This window comes from Arthrobacter sp. Y3223164 (genome assembly GCF_059091005.1).
The window spans coordinates 1-747 of record NZ_JBNHGF010000723.1; the positions used below are offsets into that span (position 1 = coordinate 1).

General features: G+C 73.0%; 1 protein-coding gene. It reads left to right on the forward strand.

What is annotated here, in order from left to right; translation table 11 throughout:
- Nucleotides 1-65: 65 nt before the first annotated feature.
- Nucleotides 66-747, forward strand: a 682-nt coding sequence (locus AC5RUJ_RS17625; protein ID WP_494156427.1) for a Rossmann-like and DUF2520 domain-containing protein, incomplete at its 3' end; no start/stop codon positions are given.

Here is a 747-nt window from a genome sequence, read left to right on the forward strand (position 1 = left end):
GCCCGCGGGCGGCGTCCGCGGGCCGGCGCAGCAGGACGAACCACAAGGAAGCAAGGAGGGCCGCGATGGCGGGCAGGAGTAGGCCCGGACGGTTGGGCATCGGCGTGATCGGTGCCGGCAAGGTCGGCGCCGTCCTCGGTGCCGCGCTGCGCGGCGTGGGGCACGCCGTTGTCGGGGTGTCAGCGGTTTCCGAGGACAGCCGGGAGCGGGCCGAGAACCTGCTGCCCGGCGTCCCGGTGCTGCAGATCCCCGAGATCGTGGAACGGGCCGAACTGGTGCTGCTGGCGGTGCCGGACGATGCCCTGCCGGAACTGGTGGACGGTCTGGCCGCGGCCGGGGTCTGGCAGCCGGGCCAGCTCGTCGTGCATACCTCCGGACGCTACGGCACCGCCGTGCTGGGGCCGGCCCGGGCCAAGGGTGCCATCCCGCTGGCCATCCACCCGGCCATGACGTTCACGGGCATGAGCTTGGACCTGGCCCGGCTCAATGACTGCAGCTTCGGGGTGACGGCCGAGGCCACGGTGCTGCCGATCGCCCAGGCTCTGGTCGTGGAGATGGGCGGCGAACCGGTGGTCATCGCCGAGAAGGACCGCACGCTCTATCACGCCGCCCTGGCGCACGCGTCGAACCATCTGGTGACCATCGCGGCCCAGTCGGCGCAACTGCTGGCCGAGGCCGGCGTGGAGCAGCCGGACCGGGTGCTCAGCGGGCTGATGCGGGCCTCCCTGGAGAACGCGCTGGCCTCCG